Below are 23138 nucleotides of genomic sequence, written 5' to 3'. Positions count from 1 at the left end.
CCCGAGGGCAATCTTATTGGCTGATCGTTCTATTTTGAGTAAGAGCGGTCTGGTTTTTAAATAATCTTTGTCTTATTTTAACACCAAGTGTTGCTGCGATAACAGCTTTTATTAGATCACCCGGTAAGTAAGCCAATCCTGATACTGCCGCTGTCTCCAGACTAATGTCCATAACAAAAGCAACAACTGGTATGCCGCAAAGATAAACAAATATGATCCCTGCAACGAAATTATATAAAAAGACTTTCCACACCTGAAGTGGCTGTTTCGCTTTTTCAACAAGAAGTCCGATCAAGAACGCTGATAACGGCCAGCTTAATAGATAGCCTGCACTCGGTCCTACAAAAACACCTGCACCGCCTCGTCCACCAGCTAACCCTGGAACACCGGCTGCAATTACTAGTAAGAAAACAATCATACTTAATCCGCCTAGTCTGGCACCAAGCACCACACCTGCAAGCATTACCCCAAGAGTTTGGGCAGTAATCGGAACTGGCGTAAAAGGTAAAACGATTGGAGGCAGGAACCCTAATACGATCATGATTGCTGCAAATAAAGCTACATACGTCATTTCTTTTGTTTTCATGTAAACACCTCGTTGTATTTATGTTAACTAATATCTATTTTAAGTTAACATTAAAAGCGCTTCAATGGCAATAATTTATTGTTTTCGCTATAATTGCTTAACAAACAGAAGTTTTTCATAAATAAAAGGAAAATTTATAACAATTATGGTAAAATAGGACAAACAAGATGAAGTTGGAGGAAAAGGCATGGAATTTAAAATCGGTGATATCATTGAAACGTTTGACGGATTAAAAGGAGAAATTACATCTTTATTAACCAACACCGCTGTTGTGGACTTTTCCGTAACAGAAAACTACGAAGAACATTTTGAAGATGCAAAACAAGTAGTCCGATTAAACGATATTAGACAAGTAGTAAATAGCTGAATATTATACACATAAAGCAGCCCGTTGAATGAATTGGGCTGTTTTATTTATATTTTTTTAAAAATGGCGATAGAAAGGAAGTATAAATTCAAGAAGAAATTAGGGGTTACTCATGTTTTTTTCAAGATTTTTTTCAAAAAGGAAAAAGCCCGTTCAAACTTCTCCAGTCAAAGCAACATACAACAACACAGCTAATGAACATCTCTCTGTTCGGAAGGGAGAGCTTGGCGAATACAAAATTATGATTCAATTATCACAGCTTTCAAAAGAATATATGGTGTTGAATGACATCCTTTTGCCCAACCCAAAAGCAAAGTCAGGGTACTCCCAGATCGATCACATTGTACTTTCCCCTTATGGCATCTTTGTTATTGAGACGAAAAATTTTCAAGGTACTATCTATGGCTCCCCAGCTTACAAACAATGGCTTGTAAATGGAAAGTTTAAATTTATGAATCCTTTTGTTCAAAATTATGGACATATCGAATGTATTAAAACATTAGTTGGGCCCAAGTTTAAAGATGCATTTGTATCAATTGTTTCTTTCACGAAAAGGTGTACCTTTAAGACTGATTTATCTTATAGAAAAATCCAGTCATCAGAATTAATCATTTATGATGTAGAGCTTACAGAGACGATCAAGAGAAAAGAAGCAATAATTAAATTAAAAAATCCTATGCCTCTAGTGTCAAAGGATGAGATTAGAGAATGTTACGCACTTATCGCACAGGCAAATATAGCTGAGGAAAAGATCAGGAAATTACATATCGATACTTTAAAAAACAAAGCCTAAATCATACAAAAAATCCCCCAATTCATTATAGAATGGGGGACATTTTTAATCCTGGACTTAATAATTACTCGATTTATTCGTCCCTGAGGAAACAGGATCATTTGCATTTTTTGATGGAAAACCAGTGTTGTAGTTGCTCAAGCTTTCGTTTTGTGATGACTTATTTGTCTCAATTGGGTTTTCCGTTATTTCCGTTCCGGCATCTTTAAGCTTAGAAGTAATATTATTAAGGTCGCCTCTCGCTTCCTTTGTTGTGGCGAATACATCATTCGATATTTCTTTTAATGTGTTGATGTTACCGAAGACATCCTTGTTCAAGCGTTCATACAGTTGTTGCGCATCAGTAATCGCTTCTTTCAGTGTGTTTGAAGCCGTTTTGAATTGGCTGATCATTTGATCTTTCACTTCACCCGGATTTTGTTTCACCTCTGTGATCATTTTGCTTGATGAATCTTTCAAACCCACAGCCGTATTCTTTACTTTGGTTCTCGTATTGTAATCAATCAACGCTAAAGCTCCGCCAACTAGCCCGCCAATGACAATACCCTTTAGAAGCTTGCTGTTCTGTCCGTTTTCGTATAAATCATTTCGTACTGAGTCATTTTGATAAAATTCGTCTTGATACATATCTCCTGAATTTAAATGCTGTGCCATGTTAATTCCTCCTCTAAAAATTATAGTCTCTTGTAACTACGGATTTCCCTTTTATATGAATGATAAACGTTCTAATGCGCCGGTAAATAATGACTGTACTAAGATTTCTTGCAAAATTTTGTTCATTCAAATGAAACAGATTCTACATAAAAAGGTCTATTTTTCCGCATACTAGAGGGAAATCATACTAAGAAGGAGGTTGTTAAAATGGGAAAAGACAGACAGGAGAAAAAACTTAGAGAATCAAGACGTGTTGAGTCGGACCGAGATCAAAGTTTGAAGTATTCAGGTGCTGCAAAAATGGAAAGTCCTGATGAGGCACGTGCTCGCAATCATCAAGATCAATAAACAGCTAAAACACTTGGGATTCCTTCATTGCCCAAGTGTTTTTATTTGAGTTTTATCGATCTCACAATAAAAAATGCGATTGATGCGGTTATGGCGATAATGAAAATCGGCAGGATCCAAAGCCCCAGACCATCTGATTCCCCTTTTGCAACTCCAGTACTTACCCAGCTCATATATACGAAGAAAAGGAGAATCTCATTTTTTATAACATTCAGCATCAGCCGTCCGTTTTTGTATTGTCTTTCCGCATTTTCATCTGTTAAAAAAAGATAGTTATACACATGTGGATATTTTTCAAGTACCGTTAGAAGCACCCACATTAAGAACCCTATCACTAGTAAAATCCATAAATTATTTTTACTTCCCCATCCGTCTGGTTCTCCTGCTCCGTTAAAATGGATCGGCACCGTTGCTGGTATCGAACTCCACTGCATGATTAAGTTTGCTGTCCCGGCGATAAACAAAATAATAGCCGCTATATCTAAAAAATTCTCAAGAAATGTTCTTGGAATTTTTAATTTGGGGCGATTTTCGTAAAACAACCCTCCACCTCCCTTTATCGCTTTATACGTTTTTTTCCAGATGAAGTTTCATTTTTTCACAACCAATTAAAAAAGATGGCCCATTTAAAAGCCATCTCCACGTGCCTTTTATTTACTTTCAATCCCCATCGCAATGATAAACCAGTTAGCTCCATTCTTGCTTCCAATTTGGAAAAAGAGCGCAATGATTTCTTCACGGGTAAAGTGTTCCGTTAATCTGTTGTACATTTCATCCGGCAGCTGTCCGTGATAGGCCATGATATGATCGGCTAATTCAAGGGCCAGTTTGTGGCGTTCGGACAATTCTGCTTCGCCTTGTTTCATTGCTGTTTGCCTTGAAGACTCATCCAGAGTCCCGTAGTCCATGTTTTGTCAGTATTCGCAGCCGTTGTTTGATGCGGATCGCAAACGAAGCATTTCCATCAGCTCAGGTTCAAGGATGTTGTTGAGCGCCTTGTCCATTTGCTGAAATGCATCAAGAATTTCTGGAGCATTCGCAAGTGCTTTTTTAAAAGGTGTACCTTCTACATTAACTTCAGGCAGTCGTGCCATTATTTTAACCTCCTTTTAAAATGCATTTCTTCTTGTTTTTAGATTACGATACCTTCTTTTATTTTCCTATCTTTCTGCTTTGTAAAAATATTCAGATATAATTTTTACACTCATGTTATGTAATGTTTACTATCGTAACTCTATCTTAAGATAATAGTTAAGTCTTACATGTTACGCTTTATTCATAGTCACATAGACTCATTCATCACTGTGACGTGGTAAATAATCATTATTTTCAGATAATGCTAAAGGGTTTTGTAGAAAATTGTTGAATCCTTTATCAACCCCAGCCAAGCTTGCTTGGTAAATACATCAGAGGAGTGATTTTATGTTAAAGCGTTTCGTGGCAGGCGCCGCGTCTCTACCATTATTGATATCTTTAGCTCTCCCGGCTTCGGCTGCTGAGCCTGAAGTTCAGGAGGCTTCATTTATATCTGCTGCTAAACAGCAGGCTGCACCACAGGAAATCATCGTTCATTATAAAGATTCAGTTTCTGCTGCTTCAGCAAAAAATGGTGCTTCAAAGTTTGGTGAGGTTGTCGATACAACTGAAGATTTTACCGTTGTAAAGGTAAGCGGCAATGTAGCAGATGCTGTTAAGAAATTTGAAAGTCTTGATTCTGTAGAATACGCAGAACCTAATACTACTTTACACGCAAGCTATGTGCCGAATGATCCTGATTATAAAACGAAACAATATGCTCCTCAAAAAGTAAGTGCCGAACAAGCTTGGGACACTACGCAAAGTGCATCCAACGTTAAAATTGCGGTTATAGACACTGGCGTTGATTATTATCACCCTGATTTATCAGGAAAAGTAATCAAAGGTGCAGATTTTGTTGATGACGATAACGATCCGATCGACGAAAACGAGCACGGTACCCACGTCGCTGGTATCGCTGCGGCCAACACGAATAACGGTGTTGGAATCGCAGGTCTTGCTCCTAAAGCTTCTATCCTAGCGGTTCGTGTACTGGATGCGGAAGGCAGCGGATCACTGGACGATGTTGCTCAAGGAATCCGATATGCCGCAGACCAAGGTGCTCAAGTTATCAATTTAAGTCTTGGCGGTTCAATCGGATCACAAACACTTCAGGATGCGGTTAACTACGCCTGGAATAAAGGTTCAGTCGTTGTAGCGGCTGCAGGTAACTCTGGCGTTGCTCTACCAAGCTACCCGGCTTATTACTCGAATGCGATCGCAGTAGCTGCTACTGATCAAAACGACCAGAAAGCGTCCTTCTCGAACTTTGGTACTTGGGTTGATATTGCAGCTCCTGGTGTAGATATTTATTCTACGATACCAAATAATCAATATGCTAGTTTCTCTGGAACTTCCATGGCATCACCGGTCGTTGCAGGTGTAGCAGGACTCCTAGCTGCTCAAGGCAAGAACGCTTCACAAATTCGCGCGGCACTTGAAGATACAGCTGATCCTGTTACTGGTACAGGCACATTGTTCCAAAACGGACGTGTGAACGCAGCCAAAGCTGTTCAGCAATAAATAGATGTTTCATAGCCTCCGGGACTCACAAGTTCCGGGGGCTTTTTGTTTAAAATTCGCCGCTTTTTGAAACAATGATAAAAAGGTTATGGTAAGAGCGGAGGAATTCATATGTTTGGTTTTGGAAAAAAGAAAAAGCATGAGCAAGGCAAGGAAGATGGAACTAAAGTCCAGTCTACTGATGCAGAAAAAAAACAAACCGAAAAAGAAGCAGAAGAAAAGATCGTATATTTCTTATTAATCAGTACAGCTATATTTGGTGCGGTGCTATTGTATCTGGGGATTTCGAAAGAGTTTACTTGATATGACAAATCTACAACAAGGGTCACTTAATTAATTTGAAAAAATAGTCGTATATATAGAAGGACTCATGAAAGAATATGTCGAATTTTGAGTTAAAGAGATGAAAAACAAGTAAAATTAAAAAGACGCTCGGGAGACTGTAATCACTTCCCCCGAAGCGCTTTGATTTCTTTTTTGAGTGCGTTCAGCTGGTCTTGAATGTCTTTCATTTGAGTTTCTTGTTCTTGCTGATCTTTCTGTTCCTGAATTTGATCAATGTAAATTTGTCTAAGTGCAATGGCAGCACTTACTGTGGCAAGAAAGTCTCCGACTGTGGTAAGAGCTGACGCAAACAGGGCAAGCTCTGCTGCAAATGTAGTTGCATCTTTGTTGTTTGCCAAAAATTCTTCTTCTGCTGTTTCCAAAACGGCGTCTACCACACGTTGGTTCAAGCCATTCACCCCTTTACTCCTGCTTTTTAATACAATATGCGTTTGCCCTAGTTACGGTGATTTAGCCTATTTGTATTTACACCTGTTTTTGGTAGCAATAATTTTGTTTTTTCGTCATTTGTTTATTGAATGAATAGGCATTTCGACCGATATATAAGTGAATAGGGGGAGGTTTGGCGATGGAACAGTGGCTTTCTTTTCGAATTCCGTTTGATATCTTTTCAATCTATATCTTACTCGCAGCTTTCATTGTAGTCGGAATTTTATCTGGCCTGCTTCGAACAGCCTTACCAGAGTGGTCTGTTAAAATTTTCAGTTATGCAGGGTTCTTGGGAGTCGTTTTTGCTTGGTTGAAGCTTTTGGAATATTAATACTTACATACATACGAAAACGCCCGTGGTCATGATGGCCATTGGGCGTTTTTACGTTTATATAGATTTAAAAAGGAGCTTTCTGAGAACGGGCATGAGGTAATCGACGAGTTCAGCGGCACTTGGCACGACAACGTTTTGCGCGCCATAGATATTCTGCATGAGCTTCTCTTCTTCCTTCGTAATTTCACCGTTCGCGATGAACATGCCGATTGTTTCGATTCCAAGCTTCCGTGTACGGGTAACAGCTTCGTGTGTATCGAGTACTCCGTGTGATTCGTAATCAAAAGCTGCAGGTTCACCGTCAGAGAAAACGAGCAGAACTTTTTGCTGCTCCGGACGTTTAGCAAGTTCTTCACCCATTCGGCGGATGGAATAGCCGTCACGGTTGTCTTCCTGGGGTTCTAATTGCATAATCGATGCCCCTGGCTGATGAAGCGAATTTCTGTACGAGATCACTTCATGAAAATAGTTCGGCTGATCATCTGTTGTCGCGTCAGCTGCATCTTCCCAGAAACCTACAACGGAGTGAGGAATTCTGAGAGCTTTTAACGTTTCATGAAAAAGAATGATCCCTTTTTGCGTCTCTTCCATCTTGTTGAACATGGATGCTGAACAGTCGACAAGCAGCGTGAACGTCGTATCGAGTTCATGCTGAGACTCTTGTTTTTTTCTAAAAAGTCTCGGGTTTTTGTCTGTTGCGAGTCTTGTAAGCTTCTTTCCTAGTCTTCCAAAGTGCAGGTCTTCCCTTGGTGCTGTTCGTTTATTTTCCATTGTTTTTAGGAAATTCTGTTTGAGCTGTGTGACAAATGGTGCGATCTCTTGTTCAAAGAGCTGATATTGAGCGAATTCTTCAGGTGTTGCCGGTTTTGCAGGCAGGGTATGTTCTGTAACGTTTTTGTTCACTTCGCCGTATCGGTAGTGATTTAATGAGTCTGAGCCGGTCTGGTTGTTGTCGGTTTCTGCTTCGTGTTCGTTTTGAGAGTTGAAGTCGTTGTTATCTGTCGTTTGAGCACTCGTTTGAACGGATCCAAATACCGCATCACCACTATCCGCTTCCCTTGCTGCTTCCCCTAATAGGTCAATATTCGTTCCTTGATCAAGGTCCATTTGCAAAAAGGAATCCTGCGGATCAGACGTTTCATCATGCCAGGATGAATACTCTTCTTTCTCCTGCTCTTCTTTTTTCTCTTCCTTATCGTCGTCCTTGTTTATTGTTTTTTTCGTTTTTGTTTCCGTGCTGCGGGTTAGGTCGTCGAACGTTTCGCTATCATTTTCTATATCTGATATTTTCGGTTTATCGCTAAAACTGCGGTAGGCTGTTTTCATGTCTGTAAATTCTGGGTGTTGCTTTGTGATATCACCCATTTGAATTACGATTGCTGCTATATCTTGTGTTGACTCAGCAGTTGTAAGCTGTGCAAGCAATGGACGCAGTTCTTGATAAAGTGCCTGTGTATCAGGCGGCACAGCGACAAAACGTTTATTCGCTAAAAGAATAACATGGCAAAATAGAGCGTCAAGAATGCGCTTTTGTTGAATATGCTTTCTGTATTCACGGTTGTAATGCACCTGGATCGTCTCTTTCCGGAGCTTGAACGCATGTGTCATCCCAGGTCTTTTTTCTATGCAAATCTGTTCCAATCGGAAGTCTTCCGCAAAGAGCAGCATCTGTTTTAAAAATTCACGGTGTAGATGTGATTTCAGTTCATCGAGCGTGTTCCAGATCACGTTATCATCGGTATGAAACTGTGTGCCAAAGCTGCGCAAATAAACGTCGGATTTCCAGCCTTCAAGCTGAATCTCCCGCGGGTATGGGTTCCAAAACTGACTGACATGCGTGATGCCCTTCTTTCTCTCGAGGTTAGAATGGTATGAGAAAGAAACGTCCATCTTTTCCACCTTTGAGAGGGAACGCGCAAGGTCAATCAGTTGCATATGAACGAAAGAATCGATCTTTGTATCCGCAAAAACTAGGAATTTCATCTAGGCGAAACCTCCAAAATCATCGTGGGAAATAAATTGTAGGGGGTCTGACCCCATTTCCCAGCTTACACAAACAGCGTCGCGGCCACGTTGGCAACGAGAGCACGTTCGCGGGCGTCCTCAAGCTTATCAGCGATTGCGCGCTGGATTGCACGCTTCGCAGGCAAGTATACGGATAGATCAGCTGCATCCAGTAGTGCACGGATGGATGCGGCATCCTCAGACAGATGACCGGCTTTCGCTTGGCCGATCAGGTCTGACGAAAGCTGTACAAACTTCTCAAGCACCTCTTCGTCTTTTTGCTGAGACTGGCTCTTCAGCATTTCTTTCAATGTTTCTCCCTCAATATAAGGCACCTCGATTACAACGAAACGATTTTTCAGCGCTTCATTCAACGGCACTGTTCCGATGTATCCTTCGTTGATCGCTGCAATCACATTGAAACCAGGCTGAGCTTTTACCACTTCCCCTGTAAACGGGTTAGCGATCGTACGTCGATAATCAAGCATTCCATTTAGAATCGGCAAGGTTTCAGGTTTTGCGATGTTGATTTCATCGATGTACAAGAAGTGACCGTTGTTTGCAGCTTTTGTTACAGGGCCAGCGATGAATTCAATCTCTTGTTTGCTGTCTTTGTAGCTTAGCGTCTTATGACCGAGAAGCGCTTCAGCATCGAGGTCGACTGAAGCATTTACCTGATGCAGCGGCTGTCCGAATAAATTCGATAGCAACTCTGCAAGCTTCGTTTTACCTGATCCTGTCGGGCCTTTAAGCAGAACATTCTTTCCTAATGCAAGTGCGATCACCGCGTCTTCCACGAGCGAAGCGTCAGGCGCAGTGTATCCTGGCTTTCCAATCAATTCTTTATATACATCCGGTAATTTTTCTATTCTTTGAGCCGCCTCAGTCTGCAGCTTTTCCTTTATCACAATCGGGATTTGAAGGTTCATTATCAAAAATCCTTTCTTTCATCTATCAACAGTATTTCCAGTAAATCCGTTACATAAATCCTTACACAATGTAACATTGTAAGCTTTTTCAAGGCAAGTCTGTAGAATTTCACAGAAAAACGCTTAGTTCGCTGCAGCGACCTAAACGTCTTCATCCTTCTTCATAAGTTCGATAATATGCGGTTTCGGCTCCCAGCAATTAAACGTATACTCCGGTTTCGTTTCATAACCAAGCCGTGAGCAATAGTAATACATTCCTTGGTCCGTTTTCTGAGGTTTGAAATTCACGCATGTGGCGCAACAATGGTACTTATTTGTTTTCATAAGAGTCACTTCCTTTTACCGGTCCGTGAAGTAGCTTTTGATGATCGCCATATATTCTCTCACATGAGCTTGGGGAACAGATGAAATTCTAAGCGGTGAACCGAGCCCTTCCGCTTCAACCCCTACACGCCTGGCGATCATTTTTGTCCGAAAAAGATGAAAGTCACTTGTCACGATCAGCACTTGATCGTCAGGCTGAATCATCTCTTTCGTATATAAAAGGTTTTCGTATGTACTCGTCGCTTTTTCTTCAATTGTTATACGTTCGGGTTGGATCCCGTTCTCTATCAGATAATTTTTCATAATGGTGCCTTCACTCGTCGTTTTACCGAACCCAAGACCTCCGCTTACGATGAAAGTAACGTCAGGATGTTTCTCCGCGTATGCTAAAGCTTGATCAAGCCTGCCCTTTAAGACGGCACCTGGACGATTGTTCTTCGTACCACCCCCAAGAACTAGGATGGTATCAATTTTTCCAGAGACCTTCTGTGGATCCGTGTTAGCAGATGCAAGAATAAGAGTTTCTAAGGTTGCTGCAAAGAGCAAAAGGGTTAGTATACTTGTTAGAGTAACCTTCTTGTACTTTTTAAAAAGATAGATTGCCGCTTCATATTTGTAAAAAAGGATAAAAAATATAGCACCCAATAAGAAGAAAACCGTGAGACCCATGTCCATGTTGGTAGTCTGAACGAGCATAGCAACGGCATATACAAAGAAAATAATGCTAAGTGATAGAAAGATTTTTTTCATAGATTCGGCTCCGTTTGTTAGTTTCTAATTTCTAGTATAAAGGAAAAAGAAAAAGAGCGGAGGTTGAGTTTCCGCTCTTTGGAAATTTATTATTTTATATTTTTATCGATCTCTTTTTGAATCTCTTCTGTGATGTCTTCTTTAAGATCAGAAGCTTTTTCTGAAGCATCATTGTTCATTTGGTTTTTCTTATCTGTCATAGCAGTGTTTTTCTTTTCTGTTATTTCAGCCATTTCTTGCTTGTAATGATTTTCTAATTCTTTTTCTTTCGTTGATATAAGTCTATTCTTTTCCCTTTCAAGTTCTTGTTTCGTATCAGAAAAAATCTTACTAATATCATTTTTAAGGTTTGTTGTTAAGGTTTCTTTTTTCTGTTCGAGCTTTCCGTCTATTTCTGGTTTATATTGAAATGAAACGATTAGTTCATAAAGATAGCTTGAAAAATCCTTGTTAGCTGCCGCAAACGTTGTCGTACCTCCAACACCCAGAGCAATTGTTGTTGCCAAAACCACTTTCGGCCATTTCTTAGTTGTCTTCTTCTTCGTGCCAAACTTTTCTTTTCTTGAGATTTCCATAAAAAATACCCCTTCCTTAATCTAATAGAACGAAAAAAGAAGCGGTCGGTTGCGCTACTAGCTCTAGTCACTCCAAGCGCCCACATACAGAATGACCTTCAATGCTCCACACTTATTTAATTATATTCTGATACTAAATTACCATCAGAGGCTATTACTGTAAATAGGTATTTAGTAATTTTTACATACATTACAAATTTTAGTAAAAAAACGTATATTACAAAAGAAAAGCGATATCGTCCGCCTGAAGTGGACAATATCGCCTAAAATGTATTTGTCTGGGGACTGTCCCCCTTTGTGAAACTCCCCACAATGTATGCAAAGAAAGAAAATACTATCGGCATGACTACGGTGTGCATCCCCCAAAGATTTGGATAGTTTAGATGTAGCCACATATATGAACCTACTCCTACAACAATAGAAGCGAGTGCTCCGTTTGCATTCCCTCTCTTCCAATATAACCCCATGATGATTGGCCAGATAAAAGCTGCTTCTAAGCCGCCGAAGGCAAAAAGATTCAACCAGATCAACAGATCAGGCGGATTAATCGCCATTGCAAATACACTCAACCCTACTACCGCTGTAATACCAAAGCTTAATCTTTTTACAAAACGTTCTTCAGCATCAGGTTTTATGTAATTGATATAAACATCTTTTATGATTGCTGAACTTACTAGCAGAAGAACAGAATCTACGGTAGACATCACTGCAGCGAGTGGCGCGGCAAGGACGATACCCGCTAACCATCCAGGCAGTACTTCCAGCGCAAGTAATGGCATAACTTTATCAGGTACTTCAATACCTGGCAAAATCACTCTTCCGAATACCCCTGCCAAATGCATTCCCAACATGATAAATCCAACCACAAACGTCCCGATGATCATGGCACGGTGCATCGCTTTCGAATTTCGATAGCTCATAGCGCGTACCGATATTTGAGGCAACCCAACGACACCTACACCGACCAAAATCCAAAATGACGATACAAATAATGGTGTAAGTGATCCATCTGATCCGAAAGGAGTAATGAGGTTAGGATTTTCCACTCTCAATTCTCCTATGATATTTTCAATCCCTCCGCCAGCTACGATAGTTCCAGCTAGTATGATTACTGTCCCCATCACCATGACTACACCTTGAATTGCATCTGTAATAACTACTGCTCTGAATCCACCCGCTATGACGTATACTAAAACAGATGCCGAGAAAATGAATAATGCTGTCGTGTAAGAAACGCCGGTAAAAGATTCAATCAGCCTTCCTCCACCAACCCATTGCGCAGCCATGGCTGAGAACAGGAAAATAACAATGCTTAATGCTGATAAAATAACAACCCACTTACTTTCATATCGGGCTTTAAGAAAATCAATAAGGGTTACAGCATTAATCTTTCGCGCTACGATCGCAAACTTTTTTCCTAAAACAGCAAGTGTAAAATAACCTGTTACAAGCTGTGCCATCGCGAGAAGAACCCAGCCAAGTCCAAGCTGATAAGCAGCACCAGGACCACCAATAAAACTCGAAGCACTTCCGTATGTCGCGACCATCGTCATAGCAAGAACAAAACCGCCTAGCTCACGTCCCGCTAAAAAGTAGTCTTGTAAAAAAGAAGGTCCGCTCTTAATGTGTCTTGATGTATAAACACCAACTATAAAAACAAGTACTAAAAAGAAAGCTAAAGGAAGAATCACATCCCAATTCATCAAGAGTCACCCTCCCCTTCATTATCATCTGAGTCAAAAGGAACTTCTTTAAAGAAAAACTTCACCATTATAGAAACTAAAATTGTAAAAACGATAAATCCTACGATACAGCTATAAAAAAACCATGCAGGAAAACCTAGTATGTAAGTATACTCATTAACCGGCCGGCCACCTAGTCCATATGCAAAAGCATACCACCAAATAAAATTCAGAATTGCAAGCACCGTACCCATAATCGCTTCTTTATTAGAGATCCGATATCGCCAGTCGTTCCCTTTTTTCATTGTTCAACCTCCTGGACTTACCATAAAAATGCATAAAAGCTCCTCCATTACTATGGCAAATTCCTATACTATTGTCGAGTTCTTTCGACTTAATAACTTCTATAAGGCTAAATAGATTCCTTGTTCACGTTCGCTATTTTCGCTAGACCTCGTTCTTGATTACAAATTGAATATGAATATGAGTATTTCCGGGGAAATTTGATAGAATCTGCGGAGAAAATACAGCACTTGACAAAATATGAAGGGATCATTAACATTCTAAAATTAACAAAATGGTACCGTTTGAACTTTCCTTTTCTCTTAGGTGTTTTACTCGAAAACTTTAAGGGAAATAAATTGTTTAGGGACAGTCCCCATTTCCCACTTTAATAGCATTCATAGTACAATAAAAGAACAATCCGAAAGGAGGTGATATCTATTCCTAGAACCCGACGCATTTGGTACCCTGATGCTGTCTACCATGTGACTACACGTGGAAATCGCAGGGAGCCCCTCTTCTATTCCCACTTGGATTTCCATCGTTATCTCAAAATTTTAAGTTACTGCGTAAAAAAGTATTCCGTAGATTTATTCTCTTATTGCCTCATGTCCAACCACACTCATCTTCAAATTCAGTGCAGCAAGTCCCCACCCGGAGATTTCATGAAAGAATTAAACGAAACATACGCCATGTATTTCAACAAAAAGTACGAACTTACCGGTCATGTGTTTCAAGGCCGCTATGGTGCAGAATTAATTGAAGATTGTTCCTATCTTTTAGACACGAGCCGATACATTCACATGAATCCGGTAGCAGCAGATCTCGTCATGTTTCCTCTTGAATATCCATGGAGCAGTTACCGTTACTATGTTACCCAGTCGGTATGTCCCTTCGTGGAAACCTCAATGATACTAGAACAATTTCAAAATTCGAAACCTCAATATCGTGATTACGTAGAATGCAGGACCTCACCGGTAATAGAACTCTAACCTCATTTTAAACTTCTCTATTAAAATAAAGTCAGTCATAGCAAGGAAAAGCCGGTTATGTACTTCTCACGAAGACAAAACCGGCTAAATTGTATTTGACTGGGGTCTGTCCCCCTATATGTGTAAAAAAATAATAGACTAGGCACAAAATATGGTATATAATTATTACAAGATTTACCGATATTAATGGTGCAGAAGCAGAAGTGGTTATTATATTTGAGGGGGAATGGACCATGAGCCGAAGCAATGCTCTTGTCTTAACTACAGAGATAGACGCCATTCGCACGACCATGTATGAGGTAAGCAAAAAAGTGAACAATCTAGCTGATCCGCTGCTTGTTCAGTTGAGTCAAATTTTAGATGAAAAATTAAACAAACTTGATCAAATTAGAGACTGTGCTTAATTAACATCATAATATAACTGCGAATTTTACCGGTGTCCATGTCTGTATTGATAGGAAGCCGGTTTTTTATTGTTCTGTATGTATTCAACATTCTTAAATACTGAGTGGAGATCATCCTTTGAAAACAAAATTATTAATAATACTACCTGTTTTTATAATCATTTTTTTAGGAATTTACATATTGAAACCTGACTCAATAGATTCCAAAGAAAAGCAGCTAACTGAATTATCTAGTGATATTCAGCACCAAATAAACAATTTGAAGAATAGTAATAATACGAGTTATCTATTTCTACCAAAGAATACTAATAAATCTACTAAAATAGTATATTTATATTTTAACCGTAACGACAATAGGAACCTATACAGCTTTCCAACTGCTGAAATCTCTGTTAATAACAATACAATGCGTATATATATAAATGAGCAAGATGCTCTTCATGACTCTGAAGTAAAGGACACCTTATTACTAGAGTTTCAAGCTCAATCATTTCCAGAGCATATAGAAGTGTTCTTTCAAAACAAAAGAATTGAGTTAAAACAAATTACATATTAAGCACTTATTTAAATTCCTCACCGGTCATCACACTCATAAAGTCATTGAAAAAGTAATTATAGTCAAAGTCAAACGCAATTCTGTGCTTTTTCTCTTGTTCGCCAAACTGAATATACGGCCTGATATCTGCAATACTTTGCCCTCTTGCAATCATTTCATCTCTTAGTACGATATGTACCGGCAGCGTTTTATAGCTGAACATATTTTCACGGATACTCGCCATCAGTGTTATCGCATCATGAACCGGACTCCCTTGAATGCTGGGGTTGTTATTTTTATAGAACTTATAATAGAAATCCAGCAACGGTTTAATAAGACGAGCTTTTCCTTTGTAGTCAATGTAGTTAACCATCTCTGGTGTTACAATGGCTCGATCTGTCACATTCAACGGGATAATGGTTACGTTGTTCGCATATGTAAGCACGACTCTGACTGCAATCGGGTCTCCATGAAAATTCGCCTCAGAAACAGCCGTAACGTTACCCGGTACCCAGAACGCCCCGCCCATAATATAGTAAGCTTTCACTTTTTTCATCAAGGATTGGAACAAAATAAACATCGTGGCTAGAGAGGTAAGTCTGCCAACGTTAACGATTATCAGTTCATTTTCATATTGATTGATTAAATTTACAATCTCGAAAAAGTTTTCAATAACCCCTTCGTATGTTCCTGGTTCTATAGGACCTAATCCGTACTCTCCATGAACTTCAGGATAAAATGTTGGCTGTTCCCCTGTCATTGGAACTTCGGCACCTCCAATGATTTTCACTTCTTCAGGGAAATTGAACATTTTAGCAATATAATGTACATTAGCAATCGTCTTCTCCCTGGAAACATTTCCATAGTCAGAAACGACGCCAACTATATCGATTTCTTCATTTAAATAAGCGTAAGTCAAAGCTATGGTGTCATCTATTCCAACATCCCCAAAAAACAAAATTTTTTGCCCCATAAACAAAAACCCCTTTTAGGTTTTTCTTTTATCCTATTAAGAGGCATGTTTTTTTATGAAATTTGCCATTAAAAACTATTCTAAAAATCTTTTTCTCAGCTGTGGTGTCGGAATCATACAGATTTCCCGCTTCCCAAACCAGTTGTATCGATTATAGGCTACCTTCTTATAAAAGAAATCCCGAATTGCCTTTGGTACAACCATCAAAATCTTCCCTGAGCTGTATGGGAACTTTAGATAATACATTAATTTCAGTACCGCATCAGATGCAGTATAAACTTGATTATCGGTTATCAGGATCACAGAGTTTGTCTGGTTTGGATCAAGTCTAAAGTGAGTCAGCAGCTTCTTCCCTGCTTCAGACTGGATGGCAGCGAACTTTAGATTTTGGTTCTTCTCGTGTTTTATTATGAATTGCACACTTGAATTACAGAGGTTGCATACACCGTCAAAAAGAAGAACAGGTTGACATTCTTGTCCAAGATGTTTCATTTTGCATCCCCTCCAGTCTATTTAATAGCTAATTCTATTTTACTTATAATCTGGCATTAAATAAAATTATAGTCTTTTTATGTACCCATAAATTCCTACTTTTCACCATAATATAGTAGTATAATCAACTGAGAGTTAAGGAAAGGTGAAGAGGAATGAAAATTAAAGCGTTCAAGAAAGAAGCTAAAAAGAAGTTAAAAGGACAATGGGGCCGAGCAGCGTTATTCACCCTGCTTTTTGGTGCTATTTATTACGTAATACCATTGATTATTGAAATAAATCTAAGCGGCGGGTTTGAAAATTGGATATCAACTGATGCTACTAACGGCTCTACCGCAAGTACGTTCGTAATTACGCTCGTACTGCTGCCATTATATATCGGATATTTATGGACATTCTTATCCGTCGTTCGCACAGGAGAACAAATTAAGTTATCTGGTCTTCTTCAAGCATTCTCAGAGATTAGCATGTACCTGAAAATCCTTGGAACATACCTTCTTATGATGGTTTATATGTTCTTATGGTTTCTTCTTTTAATAATTCCAGGTGTCATTAAAGCTTTTGCTTATTCACAAACGTATTTTGTGTTAAAAGATAACCCGGATATCGGGATTAATGCCGCGATAACAAGAAGTCGAAAGCTGATGTACGGTTATAAGTGGAAGTACTTCCTCCTGCAGCTGAGTTTTATCGGGTGGATTATCCTGAGCTTAATCACTGTCGGGGTCGGTTTTATCTGGCTATCCCCTTATTTAAGTGCATCAAATGCCGCATTTTATAATGAATTAGTAAAAAAGCAGAGCGGTGATGAAGTCTTAGCTTAGAGAAATAATAACATTAGATCAAGAAAACCCCGTAATTGTCCATTCGAGATGGACAATTACGGGGTTTTTGTATTTGTTTGGGGTCAGACCCCATTTCCCTAAATATTTCCCGCAACTAGGACATATCTATCAGTAAAGAAGACAGGACATCTAAGGGGTGGCATTATGGATCAGCTAACTTTAATCATCGTCGGGGTCATTGGGTTTCTCATTTTTCTCGGTATTGTCGGATATACACAGACTGCCTATCATTTCCGTAAATGGAACAAAGAACTGCAGCAGCTTGAGACGAATTCAGAGCAGCAGCCCTACTCACACTGGATTCAGAGTGTCACAACGGACTACAAGCAATTTCATCTCGCTGGTGTTCCGCAGCTCAACACACAAGCGCTTATTGAAAAACATTTGTATAACGAACGCATTCCGTTGCTTGGCATTTTCCGGGTTCCTGTCGGAAACATCCAAAAGCTCCTGAATCAGCTTCCTTCATTCACCATCATTCTTGGTGTGCTCGGAACTTTCATCGGGCTTACGCTTTCTCTTTTATCCATGCAGGATACATTAATGACGCTCGGCACTCAGCCAGTGGATTCGAATCTTACTTTAAACTCGATCATCTCTTCACTTACCGCACCGTTTGAAGGCATGAGTGTTGCCTTTTTTACAAGTATCGCCGGGATTGGGGCTGCGCTTTTTCTCAATCTGATTCAATCTGGCTTTTTTTCACAAGGAACTTCCCTTTCTTATATGCAAAACAAGCTTTTAGCAGATTGTGAGGTCTATCTTGATCATCATGTCAACAGTGTCCTTATCAACGATAAGCCTCAGGATTCTGTTGAACGTTTGCTCGACAGACTTGCCGCACGTGTCGAATCTTCATTTGATAAAACAATTGGAGAATTCGCTTCACAGATGGTTAATTTTACAGCAGGTCTCCAAAAAGCGATGGAAGACGTGAACGGCATTTTTGAAGCACAGCGTCAGCATTCTGAACGTTTCGCCGCTTCCACCACACAGCTCGATGAGTTCGGCCAGCGTTTTAACGAAACAACAAAAGCGCTTGGAACGATCCAAAAGACAGTCGATACGAGCATCAATGCGCTCGCCAAGAACATCTCCTCGTTCGAGCAGCAGCTTAAAACAAGCAACGAGCGACATACGCAAGGTCAGCAAAAGTTTGAACAGCTTATCCAGCGTTCCGATAAAATGCTGCAGGAAGCTCAGCGCCGATCCGAAGAACATGCTCAGGCAGTGCTTCGAGGCATGCAGGAACAGCTTCAGCATTACCAGAACCAGCATGATGCCTTAGAAAACCGTCTCGCTCAAAAGCAGGATGAGTGGCATTACCGCTATTCTGAAAAACAAGGCGAATACGGCAGAGCGTCAGCGGACTTTGCATCATCTGTCGGCCAGCTTGAAAAAAGCTTTTATTCTGCAGTTGAGCACATTAAACGAGATTTTACAGACCAAGTCCGCAACATCATGGATAGCCAGAGCCGTCAGCTCGCATCCCTCTTAAATAACTCGCAAAACCAGCAGAGCCGTGATGACGATATGCGTGAACTTGCACGTACGCTCGAAAATCTGCATCAAGGCTTGAATCGAAGCATCACTGACAACAACCGTACACTTTCTGATATGTATCACCTCATGCAGCGAATCTATCAAGCTGCCATGAACCAATCGAACCAGGTTGTCTATGAGACTCGGATTCCCCGCCAGCCTGAATACGTTGATGATGAACGGATGCCTGAGATCTCGCAGCAGAATTTTAGGAGACGGTGATCCAAATGAAGGCGCGTAAATCGTACTACAACCAAGACGATCAGGAAACAAAAGAAATTTTCTGGCCGAGTTTTACCGATATGATGGCCATGATGGTGCTCGTGATGGTGTTTATCGCCATTCTTGCTTATGTGCAGAGTATCTACAATGCTTATGACCAAGCGCAGATCAAGCGTGAGCTCGGTCAGGTGGCTGAGGTGAAAAAGCATATTTCTGACCTCATCCAAAAGCAGCTTGAGGAGAATGTGGGAAAAGATAAGATCATTCGCGGTCCGAACAATACGATTTCTGTTGAAGGAAATATTTTATTCGATACTGGGAGTGCGGATATATCTGAAAAAGGAAAGCAGGTACTCGACCCGCTAGCCGATGCGCTCGCCGCGATCATCGAGGAAAAAGACATGAGCCAGTATCTCTACATCATTTTAATAGAAGGCCATACCGACTCGGTCCCTTATGATAACTGGTCGCTCTCCACGCAGCGTGCGGTTGCGGTCGTTGACTATCTCGGAAAAGCGAACCCGAAACTCGCTAAAAAAGAGTACGCACAGTACTTGGCAGCAACAGGCTACAGCGAATATAAGCCAATTGCAGAAGGCAATTCAGCCGATGCACTCCAAAAAAACCGCCGCATCTCCTTTCAGATCATTTTGGATGACGACAAGTGGCAGAGCAAGCTGAAGGAGATTGTTGAACAATAAACAGCATCGGTCACTTGACCGATGCTTTCTTTATTTATTATTTCTTTTTAACAGGTATCCAGATCTCACTCCGAAATGTTGGTGAAGAGGTATCTTTATCTGCGTTCCATAAAATCTAAGGTCCTTCCGTCTGTTCATAAGACGATGACGGAAACCAGTCAGAGTAAATCCGTCCCCATACATTCTGCAGCGTTTCTGGAAAAGGGCCGACCGCTTCGAAAACTGCCCAAGCCGAGGCCGCAACCTCCAGCTATTTCTTACACGTTCACGCAGAAATAGGTCCGTTTCACGCAGGATGAGACCACTTTCACGCAAGACTGTCTCCGTTTCACGCACAACACCTTCTGTTTCACGCACCAATCCTTTTTTCCACAAAAAACAACCGCTGCTACGGGCAACGGCTGTTTAAAAGTTACTATATAAAAGGGGGGGTAGTACTAATATTCCCAACTCACATTTTTTTATTCATCATTTTGCAAGATTGATAGATTTTTTTTGAACAACTTCTGTTTTTCCGTAATAGCTGTGTAAAAACATGCCCAGCATGATAACGAGAACTCCAAATAATGACAGCATTGTTGGTGTGGCGATCGATAACAGCCACATTTCGCCTGCCAGTACGAAAATAATTTCAGCTGATTGCGTCGCTTCGACACCTGCTAGTTTCACAGGGTTGTTCGAGCAAAGGTCAGTTGCCTGAAAAAACAGTACGGTTGCGATAACACCTGATGAGATCGCGACCAAAAAACTTTGCCAAAGCTGGTCTGTTGTTGGTGCTCCGCCTTGAAACCAGCCGACTGCCGCAAGCACAATCCACCACGGAAGAGATGCGATGGTCATACCAAACGCCCTCTGAAACGCATCAAGTCTTTTATTCGTAACGATCATCATCTTTCGGTTGCCGAGCGGATATGCAATTGCAGCAATGAGAACCGGCAGAACAACATGCAGCCAAGCCGCTCCGTTCACCCCGTCCGCTTCCTGAATTTGAACAAGCCCGACTCCTGCTAATATGAGCACAGAAAAGCCTAGACCTTTGAACGGAATTTTTTGCCTAGATCCTTTGTTTTTTCCTTCTCCTTCATAAAAAAACGGAACGAGCAGAGATCCAGCTACAATCGTAATCTGCCAAGTTGCCGCGACAAGCCATGCTTCTCCAAAACCTGCTGCATACGTGATCGGCGCATAAAACAGAACAAACCCGACCGAGCTCCACAAAAACCATGTTCCAAAACGTGCTTTCAACTCTTGAAAAACCGGCTTTATGTTTCCTCGCATCCAAACGATGATCCACAGTAACGGAACCATGTAAAAAAAGCGAAGCGATGCACTCCAGTGCCAGCTTCCACCTGTTAAATCCATCGACCGGTTCAATATAAATGTGACGCCAAAGAAAAAGGCGGCAGCGATACCCAACAATATTGGTTTCATCCTGATGACCCCCGCTTCCCTAAAAAGTATTCATTTGTTTTGTCCAGAATACCTGTTACATAATATTGAAACAATTCTATCACAAGAAAGTTAGAAAAAACTGTTTCAAAGTTTACTAAACAAAAAAAACGTTTGGAATTTTTTATCCAAACGTTTTACTTCTTTTATCCCAGGGGATTCTTCTCTATAGTCCTCTGTTTCATAACATCCCATGCAGCTTTTCCGTCTGTTGGATATCCATTGTGATTGATTGGAATCAAGGAAAAGAACACGAAATAGAAGGAAAAATACACAAATTGATAGGTGAAGATGCCAGCTTTTATGAATTCCATATGAATGAGCCCATTAACGATCAGCATACTTAATATTGTAAAAAAAGGGCCACCAAGATATACCGCTACTAAATGCCTTCTTGTATGGTTCTTCAGATTTTCATATTCACACCAGCCGTCCCAAAAATATAGCTTCCGGATATGACATGGGCCGATCTTAAACAATCTGTTGCCGCTTCCTATATGGATGTGCACTTTTCCGCCCGTTACTTTTCCAAAAAAGAGATGACCTGCTTCGTGTATGAAGGTCACAATCGGTAACACAAGAAAAAATGAAAAGAAAAACTTCCACATATCCTCAAATCCAAACATGTACATCCCTCCTATTTCCTAGATTTTTCAATAGTTAGGTATACTGTTTCCTATATGCCAACCTCTCACACTAGGCTTTTGACCTGAGTTTTTTACAGAAAAAGTAGGTAGAGGATGATCATTCCACTGAATGATCCGTGTATTTTACTTGGTCCTTCTTTTTAACTACTTAAACACAAAAAAGACGAAACCTACATCCAGGTTCCGCCTTCCATCAAGCTAAAAATACTGCTCCATATCCAAGTGATCCAATAATAACAAACACAGGAGAAACTTTGACCTTCTCCATCAATAAAAAGCTTGCTCCTGCCAAGAATAGTGTATGCATCCAGCCCACACCCGTAAATGATTCGAAAAAGAATTGATACGCCATGATTCCGAGCAGTACAGCGATTGTTGGTTTTACATACGTACTCATATTCTTTACTCTTGGGGAGTCTTTAAATTTATAAACGAGTCCGAGAAAGGCCACCATCAATAAAAGGGAGGGGGCGACTGTGGCAAAAACACCTACGAATGCTCCAAGCCATCCGCCTTCCTGAAACCCGATATAGCCTGCCATTTTCGTTGCGATCGGTCCGGGAAGCGCGTTACCAAGTGCCAATACTTCTGTAAATTCGGTTACCGAAAGCCACTCGTAACGATCTACCACTTCATTCTCAATCAAGGGAATGGAAGCTGGACCGCCGCCATACCCTAAAATACCTGGTATAAAAAACGCGAGAAAGATGTGCCAGTATGTCATCCTGTTTATTCTCCTTCCCGCACGCGTACGACGTTTTCCTTCTTTTCTTTAACCGGACCAAATAAAGCATATGCGAGTAATAATCCAATTACGATGCCTGGATGTACGCCAAGAAACTGCAAAAGCAGGACACCCGCAAATATGTGAATCAGGCTGATCTTGAGGCCGAGGCTCTTTTTCGAAGCATCAACGAACTGCCAAGTTAAAACGGCCAGCATGACAGCAACTACCGGTATAACCCCTTTAGTCATCCCTTGAACCCATGGCTGGTCTTTATAATCTCTTAAAGATGTCAATAATAGGATCATGAGAATAATCGTTGGGAGCATGGTAGCCAGGAGTGCGATGGTGAGGCCGAAAAATCCGGCGACACGATATCCGATATAGCCTGCCATCTTGGTTGCGATTGGTCCTGGCAGTGTGTTTCCGAGCGCTAATACATCTCCGAACTCTTCATCGTTCATCCATTTGTATTTTCCGACCACTTCTTTATGGACTAAGGGAATAGAAGAAGGTCCTCCTCCGTATCCAAGCATTCCTGACCGGAAAAAGGCGAGGAACAAATTAAGGTAAGTCATGTTATCAAGTCCTTTATTCTGGGTTGTTGTTGAT

Annotated in this window: 30 protein-coding genes, 1 pseudogene and 1 riboswitch; of the genes and pseudogenes, 12 read left to right on the top strand and 19 right to left on the bottom strand. The window is 40.6% G+C overall.

Features of this window, described 5'->3' with window-relative positions:
* Positions 1 to 13: 13 nt before the first annotated feature.
* On the bottom strand, positions 14 to 586 hold the full coding sequence (locus tag ACFW35_RS01720; protein ID WP_379843311.1) for a biotin transporter BioY: 573 nt from the start codon (positions 584 to 586) through the stop codon (positions 14 to 16).
* A 187-nt stretch (positions 587 to 773) separates the two neighbouring features.
* Between ACFW35_RS01720 and ACFW35_RS01715 the strand changes: the two genes are divergently transcribed.
* Both ACFW35_RS01715 and ACFW35_RS01710 read left to right on the top strand, forming a co-directional pair.
* On the top strand, positions 774 to 953 hold the full coding sequence (locus tag ACFW35_RS01715) for a DUF2187 domain-containing protein (RefSeq protein ID WP_077360435.1): 180 nt from the start codon (positions 774 to 776) through the stop codon (positions 951 to 953).
* A 112-nt stretch (positions 954 to 1065) separates the two neighbouring features.
* Entirely contained in the window at positions 1066 to 1746 is a 681-nt protein-coding gene (locus ACFW35_RS01710) for a nuclease-related domain-containing protein (RefSeq protein WP_379843309.1), read from the top strand.
* A 57-nt stretch (positions 1747 to 1803) separates the two neighbouring features.
* Here the strand turns inward: ACFW35_RS01710 and ACFW35_RS01705 are convergent, their stop codons facing one another.
* Positions 1804 to 2400 (bottom strand): hypothetical protein, encoded by a 597-nt coding sequence (locus ACFW35_RS01705; RefSeq protein WP_379843308.1) that lies wholly within the window; start codon positions 2398 to 2400, stop codon positions 1804 to 1806.
* Positions 2401 to 2607: 207 nt separating this feature from the next.
* On the opposite strand from ACFW35_RS01705, the gene ACFW35_RS01700 reads away from it, so the two are divergent.
* Complete coding sequence (locus ACFW35_RS01700; protein WP_379843306.1) at positions 2608 to 2748, top strand: YpzI family protein; 141 nt, start codon at positions 2608 to 2610, stop codon at positions 2746 to 2748.
* Between the two features lie 41 nt (positions 2749 to 2789).
* On the opposite strand, the gene ACFW35_RS01695 is transcribed toward ACFW35_RS01700, so the two are convergent.
* From ACFW35_RS01695 to ACFW35_RS01685, 3 genes are all read right to left on the bottom strand, one after another.
* A complete protein-coding gene (locus ACFW35_RS01695) occupies positions 2790 to 3290 on the bottom strand; it encodes a DUF1648 domain-containing protein (RefSeq protein ID WP_379843305.1) in 501 nt (166 codons plus the stop codon).
* Positions 3291 to 3398: 108 nt separating this feature from the next.
* Positions 3399 to 3656 (bottom strand): carboxymuconolactone decarboxylase family protein, encoded by a 258-nt coding sequence (locus tag ACFW35_RS01690; protein WP_379843303.1) that lies wholly within the window; start codon positions 3654 to 3656, stop codon positions 3399 to 3401.
* Between the two features lie 6 nt (positions 3657 to 3662).
* The gene (locus ACFW35_RS01685; RefSeq protein ID WP_379843302.1) at positions 3663 to 3842 is read right to left on the bottom strand and encodes a hypothetical protein; all 180 of its coding nucleotides are present in this window, start codon (positions 3840 to 3842) and stop codon (positions 3663 to 3665) included.
* Positions 3843 to 4170: 328 nt separating this feature from the next.
* On the opposite strand from ACFW35_RS01685, the gene ACFW35_RS01680 reads away from it, so the two are divergent.
* Both ACFW35_RS01680 and ACFW35_RS01675 read left to right on the top strand, forming a co-directional pair.
* Positions 4171 to 5346: a S8 family peptidase gene (locus ACFW35_RS01680; RefSeq protein WP_379843300.1), complete on the top strand. Its 1176-nt coding sequence runs from the start codon at positions 4171 to 4173 to the stop codon at positions 5344 to 5346.
* Between the two features lie 111 nt (positions 5347 to 5457).
* Entirely contained in the window at positions 5458 to 5649 is a 192-nt protein-coding gene (locus ACFW35_RS01675) for a hypothetical protein (RefSeq protein ID WP_379843298.1), read from the top strand.
* Between the two features lie 143 nt (positions 5650 to 5792).
* Here ACFW35_RS01675 and ACFW35_RS01670 read toward each other — a convergent pair whose 3' ends face one another.
* Positions 5793 to 6080, bottom strand: coding sequence for a hypothetical protein (locus ACFW35_RS01670; protein WP_379843297.1), 288 nt, complete (start codon positions 6078 to 6080; stop codon positions 5793 to 5795).
* 179 nt (positions 6081 to 6259) lie between these two features.
* On the opposite strand from ACFW35_RS01670, the gene ACFW35_RS01665 reads away from it, so the two are divergent.
* Entirely contained in the window at positions 6260 to 6451 is a 192-nt protein-coding gene (locus ACFW35_RS01665) for a hypothetical protein (RefSeq protein WP_379843295.1), read from the top strand.
* Between the two features lie 57 nt (positions 6452 to 6508).
* On the opposite strand, the gene ACFW35_RS01660 is transcribed toward ACFW35_RS01665, so the two are convergent.
* The 6 genes from ACFW35_RS01660 to ACFW35_RS01635 all read right to left on the bottom strand — a co-directional run bounded on the left by ACFW35_RS01660 (position 6509) and on the right by ACFW35_RS01635 (position 13023).
* Positions 6509 to 8437: a nitric oxide reductase activation protein NorD gene (locus ACFW35_RS01660; RefSeq protein ID WP_379843294.1), complete on the bottom strand. Its 1929-nt coding sequence runs from the start codon at positions 8435 to 8437 to the stop codon at positions 6509 to 6511.
* Between the two features lie 65 nt (positions 8438 to 8502).
* Positions 8503 to 9387: an ATP-binding protein gene (locus ACFW35_RS01655; protein ID WP_379843292.1), complete on the bottom strand. Its 885-nt coding sequence runs from the start codon at positions 9385 to 9387 to the stop codon at positions 8503 to 8505.
* Between the two features lie 339 nt (positions 9388 to 9726).
* Entirely contained in the window at positions 9727 to 10461 is a 735-nt protein-coding gene (locus ACFW35_RS01650) for a YdcF family protein (RefSeq protein WP_379843290.1), read from the bottom strand.
* Between the two features lie 89 nt (positions 10462 to 10550).
* On the bottom strand, positions 10551 to 11036 hold the full coding sequence (locus ACFW35_RS01645; RefSeq protein ID WP_379843289.1) for a hypothetical protein: 486 nt from the start codon (positions 11034 to 11036) through the stop codon (positions 10551 to 10553).
* Positions 11037 to 11070: 34 nt separating this feature from the next.
* Positions 11071 to 11153: riboswitch (cyclic di-GMP riboswitch) on the bottom strand.
* Positions 11154 to 11299: 146 nt separating this feature from the next.
* Positions 11300 to 12739 (bottom strand): sodium/pantothenate symporter, encoded by a 1440-nt coding sequence (gene panF / locus ACFW35_RS01640; RefSeq protein ID WP_379847350.1) that lies wholly within the window; start codon positions 12737 to 12739, stop codon positions 11300 to 11302.
* The gene (locus ACFW35_RS01635; RefSeq protein WP_379843287.1) at positions 12739 to 13023 is read right to left on the bottom strand and encodes a YhdT family protein; all 285 of its coding nucleotides are present in this window, start codon (positions 13021 to 13023) and stop codon (positions 12739 to 12741) included. Before ACFW35_RS01635 ends, panF begins: the two co-directional genes overlap by 1 nt.
* A 408-nt stretch (positions 13024 to 13431) precedes the next feature.
* On the opposite strand from ACFW35_RS01635, the gene ACFW35_RS01630 reads away from it, so the two are divergent.
* The 3 genes from ACFW35_RS01630 to ACFW35_RS01620 all read left to right on the top strand — a co-directional run bounded on the left by ACFW35_RS01630 (position 13432) and on the right by ACFW35_RS01620 (position 14952).
* Positions 13432 to 13992: a transposase gene (locus ACFW35_RS01630; RefSeq protein WP_379843285.1), complete on the top strand. Its 561-nt coding sequence runs from the start codon at positions 13432 to 13434 to the stop codon at positions 13990 to 13992.
* A gap of 233 nt (positions 13993 to 14225) precedes the next feature.
* Positions 14226 to 14396: an aspartyl-phosphate phosphatase Spo0E family protein gene (locus ACFW35_RS01625; RefSeq protein WP_077360478.1), complete on the top strand. Its 171-nt coding sequence runs from the start codon at positions 14226 to 14228 to the stop codon at positions 14394 to 14396.
* A gap of 118 nt (positions 14397 to 14514) precedes the next feature.
* Positions 14515 to 14952 (top strand): hypothetical protein, encoded by a 438-nt coding sequence (locus ACFW35_RS01620; RefSeq protein ID WP_379843283.1) that lies wholly within the window; start codon positions 14515 to 14517, stop codon positions 14950 to 14952.
* A 4-nt stretch (positions 14953 to 14956) separates the two neighbouring features.
* Here the strand turns inward: ACFW35_RS01620 and ACFW35_RS01615 are convergent, their stop codons facing one another.
* Both ACFW35_RS01615 and ACFW35_RS01610 read right to left on the bottom strand, forming a co-directional pair.
* Positions 14957 to 15904, bottom strand: a complete 948-nt coding sequence (locus tag ACFW35_RS01615) for a nucleoside hydrolase (protein WP_379843282.1) — start codon at positions 15902 to 15904, stop codon at positions 14957 to 14959.
* A gap of 75 nt (positions 15905 to 15979) precedes the next feature.
* Complete coding sequence (locus tag ACFW35_RS01610; protein ID WP_379843280.1) at positions 15980 to 16396, bottom strand: thiol-disulfide oxidoreductase DCC family protein; 417 nt, start codon at positions 16394 to 16396, stop codon at positions 15980 to 15982.
* 155 nt (positions 16397 to 16551) lie between these two features.
* Here ACFW35_RS01610 and ACFW35_RS01605 point away from each other — a divergent pair, with 155 nt between their 5' ends.
* The 3 genes from ACFW35_RS01605 to ACFW35_RS01595 all read left to right on the top strand — a co-directional run bounded on the left by ACFW35_RS01605 (position 16552) and on the right by ACFW35_RS01595 (position 19706).
* Positions 16552 to 17220, top strand: coding sequence for a DUF975 family protein (locus ACFW35_RS01605; protein WP_379843278.1), 669 nt, complete (start codon positions 16552 to 16554; stop codon positions 17218 to 17220).
* Between the two features lie 165 nt (positions 17221 to 17385).
* A complete protein-coding gene (locus ACFW35_RS01600) occupies positions 17386 to 19005 on the top strand; it encodes a hypothetical protein (protein ID WP_379843277.1) in 1620 nt (539 codons plus the stop codon).
* Positions 19006 to 19010: 5 nt separating this feature from the next.
* Positions 19011 to 19706, top strand: a complete 696-nt coding sequence (locus ACFW35_RS01595; RefSeq protein WP_379843275.1) for an OmpA/MotB family protein — start codon at positions 19011 to 19013, stop codon at positions 19704 to 19706.
* A gap of 37 nt (positions 19707 to 19743) precedes the next feature.
* Here the strand turns inward: ACFW35_RS01595 and ACFW35_RS01590 are convergent.
* The 5 genes and pseudogenes from ACFW35_RS01590 to ACFW35_RS01570 all read right to left on the bottom strand — a co-directional run.
* A pseudogene (locus ACFW35_RS01590) lies at positions 19744 to 19956 on the bottom strand (GyrI-like domain-containing protein); the annotation flags it as partial.
* 218 nt (positions 19957 to 20174) lie between these two features.
* A complete protein-coding gene (locus ACFW35_RS01585) occupies positions 20175 to 21137 on the bottom strand; it encodes a DMT family transporter (protein WP_379843274.1) in 963 nt (320 codons plus the stop codon).
* 164 nt (positions 21138 to 21301) lie between these two features.
* On the bottom strand, positions 21302 to 21781 hold the full coding sequence (locus tag ACFW35_RS01580; RefSeq protein ID WP_379843272.1) for a hypothetical protein: 480 nt from the start codon (positions 21779 to 21781) through the stop codon (positions 21302 to 21304).
* Between the two features lie 214 nt (positions 21782 to 21995).
* Complete coding sequence (locus ACFW35_RS01575; RefSeq protein ID WP_379843270.1) at positions 21996 to 22526, bottom strand: chromate transporter; 531 nt, start codon at positions 22524 to 22526, stop codon at positions 21996 to 21998.
* A gap of 5 nt (positions 22527 to 22531) precedes the next feature.
* Positions 22532 to 23104 (bottom strand): chromate transporter, encoded by a 573-nt coding sequence (locus ACFW35_RS01570; protein ID WP_379843269.1) that lies wholly within the window; start codon positions 23102 to 23104, stop codon positions 22532 to 22534.
* Positions 23105 to 23138: the final 34 nt, after the last annotated feature.

The sequence above is a fragment of the Fictibacillus sp. NPDC058756 genome (genome assembly GCF_042746035.1).
Classification (GTDB): domain Bacteria; phylum Bacillota; class Bacilli; order Bacillales; family Fictibacillaceae; genus Fictibacillus.
The sequence above is the reverse complement of the archived record's forward strand: the minus strand, read 5'-3'. Positions and strand labels throughout refer to the sequence as shown.